Here is a 7,031-nt window from a genome sequence, read left to right as displayed (position 1 = left end):
AAGCTGACAGAGAAATTTATTTTAATGTTACGGGTCAAAATACAACGGGTACCAATGCGGATGGTTCGAGAACTAAATACGGAAGAGTGTATCAGCTGAACCTTGATGCTACTAATCCGCTGACGGGAACGCTGAAAGTTTTATTAGATGGTGATGATCGTAACGGAATTGCTAAAACGTTTCAAAATCCAGATAATATTTGTGTAACTAAAAACTATGTGTACGTTCAAGAGGATGCTAATGGTTACGGAGACGAAACGCATGATGGCTACATTTATCAGTATGACATTGCTAAAAAAACCATGAAGGTGGTAGTTGAATTGGATCACCGTCGTACGGAATCAGATGCAGCAAAATACAATGTGGGCGGAACTTCCAAATTTGGTGACTGGGAATACGGCGCTTTGATTGATGTATCTGAGCAGTTAGGAGTCGAAGATACTTTTTTATTAAGTGTTCAACCGCATACTTGGACCGGCGATAAATACAAAGGTGCTGATGGTGGTACAGGAAGACCAAATGAAAAGCAAGCGAGTCAAATTGTTTTAATTAAAGGACTTGCGAGATAAATTATAAAAAATAGAATAGTTAAAAGTCCGCGGTTTCAGTTTTTGAAATCGGGGCTTTTGCTTTTAATCACCTATCATTTCCTATGAAAACTTTTATTTATTTTTTAATTGTATGTGTTTTGGTATCCTGTCAAGAGCAACCCAAAACAAATCAAGTAAAAGAGTTACTGCTTACTGATATTAGTACATTAATACAATCCGTTAGCCAATTGGATCAATTACTTCAAGACGATGCTTCGACTACACAGATTCAGAAACAGTTTTTATCCGCACGTAAAAAGTACAAGCAAATGGAACTTTTTACAGAGTATTATTTTCCAGAAGTATCTAAATCCATTAACGGTCCTGCCATTCCTGAATACGAAGAAAATGATGGATTAACTATCCCGCCACAAGGTTTGCAAGTGTTAGAAGCATTTTTATTTCCGGTTTACAATAAAGAGTCTAAGACAGAATTACTGAAAGAGCTTGGAATACTTACGGCTAATTTAAAACGATTAGAACGAATTACTACTTCAACTGAACTGACTGATGCTCATGTTTTTGATGCCATGCGGTTGGAGGTTTTCCGAATTATTACTTTGGGAATAACGGGTTTTGATTCCCCAATAGCGCAACAATCTATTCCAGAAGCGATTAGCGCTTTGCAAGGAATTCAAAAATACGATGCCATTTATAAAAACGAAGCGACTCAAGAAAAAACGTCAATTATAACCAATGCAATTAAGTACCTAGAGTCAAATCCCGATTTTAATCGTTTTGATCGCGCAACCTTTATTAAGGAATACCTCAATCCGTTGAGCAGTGGTTTATACCAAAAGCAGTTGGATTTAAAAATACCTGTATTCAAGGAGGTAAGAGGCTTGCGAACGACTGCTCAAACCTTATTCGATAAAGAAGTTTTTGATGAAGAAGCTTTTTCTGGTTTCCCAGATTATAAAACCACGGAAGCCAAAGCTAATCTTGGTAAAGCACTATTTAATGATAAGATTTTGTCCGGTGATAACAGTCGATCTTGTGCCTCTTGCCATCATTCAGAAAAAGCTTTTACCGATGGTGAAGCCAAAGCAGTATCTTTTGATGGAAAATCATTTGTAAAGCGCAATACCCCAACATTAACAAATATTGCTTTTCAAAGGGTGTTTTTTAGCGATTCAAGAGTGAATTATCTTGAAGATCAAGCGATAGCTGTAATAACAAACACTACCGAAATGCACGGTTCGCTTGAAGTTGCTGCAGCAAAAATTAAGAAAAACAAAGGCTACCAAAAGCAGTTCGAAAATGCTTTTCCGAAAAAAGAGATCACTGCCTTTGAGATAAAAAATGCTTTGGCTTCTTACATTCGTACGTTGAGTAAATATGACTCTAAATTTGATGGCTATATGCGTCAAGAAGTGGCTTTTACTAGAGATGAAAAAGCAGGATTCAACCTTTTTTCGGGAAAAGGAAAATGCGCCACTTGCCATTTTATTCCATTAACAAACGGAACTGTTCCACCTAATTTTATGAAATCAGAGAGTGAAGTATTGGGCGTGCCAGGCGAAGATGGTATCTTAGATTCTGATGAAGGAAAATACAATGTGACAAGAGCGAAGATTCATAAGTATGCTTTTAAAACTCCAACCATCAGAAATATTGAATTGACGGCTCCTTACATGCACAATGGCGTTTTTAAAACCTTAGAGGAAGTAGTTGATTTTTATAACGAAGGTGGCGGTAGTGGATTGGGATTTGATCTAGAAAACCAGACATTACCCGTGGATAAACTACAATTAACAACTTTAGAAAAAAAACAATTAGTTGCTTTTATGCGAACATTGACTGATAAGAAGTACCAAAAATAGGAAGAGATCGTACTGATTTAAATAAAAGTATTTGGTTGACTAAGCGAATATTGGTTTTGGTTCTCGCTATATTTGCTCAAAAATAATTACCGTGACTTTAGCAACTTATACCAAAGAATTCTCTTATAACTTACGATTAGCTTATCCTATCATCTTAGGAATGCTTGGGCATACAGTAGTGGGAATTGTCGATAATATCATGGTAGGCAAATTAGGACCTACTGAATTGGCTGCGGTTTCCTTAGGAAATAGTTTCATTTTTATCGCCATGTCTTTAGGAATTGGGTTTTCAACTGCGATTACTCCTATGGCAGCACAAGCTGATGGTAAAAAAAACATTGAGGAAGGTCGCAGTACTTTTCATCATGGCTTGTATTTGTGTACCATTCTAGGGGTGCTATTATTTGCCTTGATATTCTTTTCTAAACCTTTGATCACTTTAATGGGACAACCTGAAAATGTTGTCGAATTAGCCAAACCCTATCTTGATATTGTTGCTTTTAGCTTAATTCCGTTGATTGTTTTTCAAGGGTACAAGCAATTTGCTGACGGTATGAGCGAAACTAAATACTCGATGTGGGCCACTATATTAGGAAATGTGGTTAACGTTATCCTTAATTATCTGTTCATTTACGGAATTTGGATTTTTCCAGAGTTAGGAATTGTAGGAGCGGCAATAGGAACAATTGTTTCTCGTTTTGTAATGGTGGGTTATATGCATTACCGCATGAAGCGAAAAGAAAAATTTCATCCTTTTTTTGAAGGTTTTTCATTAAAGAAAATTGAAAAGGCGGTAAATATTCAAATTATAAAATTAGGCGCACCATCGGCGATGCAAATGTTTTTTGAAGTAGCCTTATTTACTGGAGCAATCTGGTTGTCGGGTAGGTTAGGTATAACGAATCAGGCGGCTAATCAAATTGCCTTGAGTTTGGCCTCGTTTACTTTTATGTTTGCGATGGGTTTAAGCGTCGCAGCGACCATTAGGGTTGGTAACCAAAAAGGGTTAGGAGATTACAAACAATTGCGCATCGTTGCATTTTCAATCTTCTTACTGGCTATTTTACTGGAGTCTGTTTTTGCTTTACTATTTATCGTTTTTCACCAATACCTACCGGCTTTGTTTGTCGATATGAACAATATAACCGACTTAGCCGTAAATACAGAAGTAGTAACAATAGCGGCACAACTGTTACTTGTAGCGGCTATTTTTCAAATTTCTGACGGAATTCAGGTTGTAGTTTTAGGCGCGTTGCGTGGACTTCAAGATGTAAAGATTCCCATGTATATAACTTTCGTAGCGTACTGGGTGGTTGGTTTTCCGGTTTCAATTTATTTAGGGATGTACACTGATCTAAAAGCAGCAGGAATATGGTTAGGACTTTTAGCTGGTTTGTCAACAGCAGCATTATTTTTGTATATTCGATTCAATAGCTTAACTAAAAAGTTAATCCTTGGTGGTCAGAAATAAATAGCAAAGCATCAGTCTAATTTTTATTCTAAAATAAATTCCTTGTTCGATACCAAATTATTTAGATCCTAGCGAATCATGCTTTTCTGCTTGCCCATGGTTACTTTTGGTTGGAAAAATTATAAATATTTAGGTAGACCAATAGATTTTTTAAAAGTTTATTCGGTTATTTGTTTAGTCGTTGAGTCCGTTACGAACTACGATATTAAAAATTAGCATTAAATAATACTAACAATATGGAATTACCGAAATTTTTACTAGGAGACAACACTGATTTTCCAGACGATATTTTTATCATTCACTTAGATTATCCAAGATTTATTATCAACCTAAAGGATGACGAAGTAGAGTTCATGGAAGAAGCTGAGGACTTAGATGAAGCAGAATTAAATACGGAAATGGAAGGGTTGATCGAGCAAGCCAATGCTTTTTACGATAGAGAAATGGAATTATACGAGAAGGAATAAATTTATTTTCTTCTCTATTTCTAGAAAGGGATAAGCGGTTATGAAAAGAATAGTATTTCTTTTTATAACCGCTTTTTTATGGGCTGGATTGAGCATCCGATTATTATTTTTTGTGACTTTAATGTGTTGTATTTCAATGGTTTTAGTTTGTATTTTGGATTGTTAAAAAGAAGTTGCATTTTGCTATTAACCTTAAATTCTATCTTATGAAAAATTATAAAAATAGACTTTTGTTTTTTTGTGCTTTAACTAGTTTCACAGTGCATGCTCAAGAAAAACTGCCAATTTCAGTAAAAAAAAATCAAGTCAATGCTGAATCAACTGTTGTAGCTCTGCCAACTGTTTCTAATAGTATAAACGGTATAAATAATGGAATTCCGAATAGGATTTCGATGAACGTTACGGTGGCCAAGCAAACACAAGGCGCAACGTTTGGGGAGAAGGTAAAGAGTGGAACGATAAACGTAAGTCTAATCAATAATGGCTGTATCGTTTTATTTAGCGCTGCTGATGGTTTTAGCATTAATACAACCGAAAAAAGCATTAATGCTTTACAACCCAGTGACATTTTATCCTTTGGGGAGAAAATAAGTCAAGGCTTACATGCTGCTGGGAGTGTTTTATCACAAGGTAGTTCACTATTAGGAGGAGCCATGCCTGGCGGTGCCCTTATTTCAGCTTCAGTTTCTAGCGTAGGTAATTTAGCTGGTGGCGGCGGTGGTGCTGCTGCTGCATCCTATGCTAAAAATGGAAAGCAAGTGTATAGTATTCCTAATGATAGTTCTACATCAGAATTTGTACTCACCGATGGGGAATATGAGCTAGCTTTCGTTATTGTCGAGAAAGCAACCTCCGGTCTTAAGGATACTTTGAAAACACAGGTTAAAATGGGATTTAGTATCAATAATGGTCAATTATCTGCTAGACATGAAATCGCTAAAAATTCTGTTAATAATGTACGTTAAAATTACAAGTAGTGCATTTTTATGATTTACACTATTTTTTAAAATACTTTTCTAAAACAATTTGAGCGGCTGCAAATGGAGATAAAATAGCTTCTTGCACCGCTTTTTTAGTTTCTATTAGTACACTTTCTACTTCGGGATTGCCATAAAAATGAAGTTTAAGGGCGGCATTAATAGTTTCAAGCATCCAGTATTCATTCTGTTGTGTCCTTTTTATATTAAAATAGTTGTTTGCTGAGGTCAACTGCATAAAATCAGTTATCGTATTCCACACTTCAGGAATTCCTTCTTGAGTTATGGCGCTGCAAGTTGAGGTTGTGGCTGTCCAACCTGATTTTTTCGCAGGAAATAAGTGCAAGGCTCTATTGAATTCTGTTTTGGCGAGTTTTGCTTTTTTAATATTATCACCATCCGCTTTATTGATCACTATGGCATCTGCCATTTCCATAATACCTCGTTTAATACCTTGTAATTCATCGCCGGCACCAGCAATTTTTAAAAGTAAGAAAAAATCGACCATGCTGTGTACGGCAGTTTCACTTTGACCTACGCCAACCGTTTCGATAATTATCGTATCGAAGCCTGCTGCCTCACACAAAGTGATGGTTTCTCTAGTTTTTCGAGCTACGCCACCAAGAGTATCCCCTGAGGCCGAAGGACGAATAAAAGCATTCGGGTCTTTAACTAGTTCTTCCATTCGGGTTTTATCGCCTAGAATACTACCGTGCGATATGGAACTACTAGGATCGACAGCTAATACTGCTACTTTTTTTCCTAAAGAGGTAAGGTGTTTACCAAAAGCTTCAATAAAAGTACTTTTTCCAACTCCTGGTACTCCTGTAATACCTATGCGAATTGATTTGTTAGCATGAGGAAGGCAAGCGTTGATGATACTATTGGCTTTCGCCAAATGCTGAATATTTGTGCTTTCGACTAATGTAATAGACCGACTTAGGGCCGTGATATTTGAAGCTAAAATACCTTTAGTCAATTCATCCGCCGACGGTTGTTTTTTTCTGAAATGCTGTATGTTTTTCACAACAGTCGCACTTACGCTATCTGGTGCATTCACTCCTGATTTTTCGTGTAAGGCCGATGGTTTATTGGTGTTGTTTGTCAAAGCTTCAATCATTTTAGTAAAAATAATACTTCTACGGGAAAGTTTATGCATTTTTTGAATTTTAAAGGGGATTTCATTTAATTCAGCAATGATTAATATTCGTTTATAAATACTATTTTTGTTTTTAAAAGATCAGTAGCAAAGCAGAATCAAGTATTTACTATGAATAATTTTATTTTAATCTTCATTTATTTATTCATAGGACTGTTGTTGCAAAGGGTACGACAGGTGCCTGTCACTATCTATAAACTATTGAATTCCATTGCGGTGAATTTTTGTCTTCCCGCTTTGGCATTGTATTATATTCCAAAAATTCATTGGAACAATCAGTTGCTATATCCAATAGGTGCTGCTTGGATTGGCTTTGGCGCTTCTTTCTTGTTTTTTTACGTATTGGGAAAAAAGTTTGGGTGGTCCAAAAAATTAACGGGTTGCTTAATTTTAACCGCGGGGCTTTCTAATACTTCTTTCGAACTAAGATTTACAATTTCTTTAGAATCATTCAAATCATCGCACAGTATTTCCTCATAATTAGTAGCTGGTAGCGTTGTGTTAATTGTAACAATTTCAACTCTCAAATTACTGCTACTGCTAC

General features: G+C 36.1%; 6 protein-coding genes and 1 pseudogene. 5 read left to right on the top strand and 2 right to left on the bottom strand.

Features of this window, described 5'->3' with window-relative positions:
- From P8M54_RS04515 to P8M54_RS04495, 5 genes and pseudogenes are all read left to right on the top strand, one after another.
- Window positions 1–569: pseudogene (locus tag P8M54_RS04515) on the top strand (hypothetical protein); the annotation flags it as partial.
- A gap of 83 nt (window positions 570–652) precedes the next feature.
- Window positions 653–2,413, top strand: coding sequence for a cytochrome c peroxidase (locus P8M54_RS04510; protein ID WP_300285643.1), 1,761 nt, complete (start codon window positions 653–655; stop codon window positions 2,411–2,413).
- Window positions 2,414–2,504: 91 nt separating this feature from the next.
- On the top strand, window positions 2,505–3,884 hold the full coding sequence (locus P8M54_RS04505; protein ID WP_300285641.1) for an MATE family efflux transporter: 1,380 nt from the start codon (window positions 2,505–2,507) through the stop codon (window positions 3,882–3,884).
- A gap of 236 nt (window positions 3,885–4,120) precedes the next feature.
- Window positions 4,121–4,351, top strand: a complete 231-nt coding sequence (locus P8M54_RS04500) for a hypothetical protein (protein WP_091473020.1) — start codon at window positions 4,121–4,123, stop codon at window positions 4,349–4,351.
- Window positions 4,352–4,557: 206 nt separating this feature from the next.
- On the top strand, window positions 4,558–5,316 hold the full coding sequence (locus P8M54_RS04495; protein WP_300285638.1) for a hypothetical protein: 759 nt from the start codon (window positions 4,558–4,560) through the stop codon (window positions 5,314–5,316).
- Between the two features lie 31 nt (window positions 5,317–5,347).
- Here P8M54_RS04495 and meaB read toward each other — a convergent pair whose 3' ends face one another.
- Together meaB and P8M54_RS04485 are read right to left on the bottom strand one after the other, a co-directional pair.
- Complete coding sequence (gene meaB, locus P8M54_RS04490; RefSeq protein ID WP_300285646.1) at window positions 5,348–6,448, bottom strand: methylmalonyl Co-A mutase-associated GTPase MeaB; 1,101 nt, start codon at window positions 6,446–6,448, stop codon at window positions 5,348–5,350.
- 374 nt (window positions 6,449–6,822) lie between these two features.
- The coding region (locus P8M54_RS04485; RefSeq protein ID WP_300285636.1) for a hypothetical protein at window positions 6,823–7,031 on the bottom strand (209 nt) is incomplete at its 5' end.

Source organism: Flavobacterium sp., assembly GCF_029242675.1.
Lineage (GTDB): Bacteria > Bacteroidota > Bacteroidia > Flavobacteriales > Flavobacteriaceae > Flavobacterium.
This window is presented reverse-complemented; position numbering and strand designations above follow the sequence as displayed.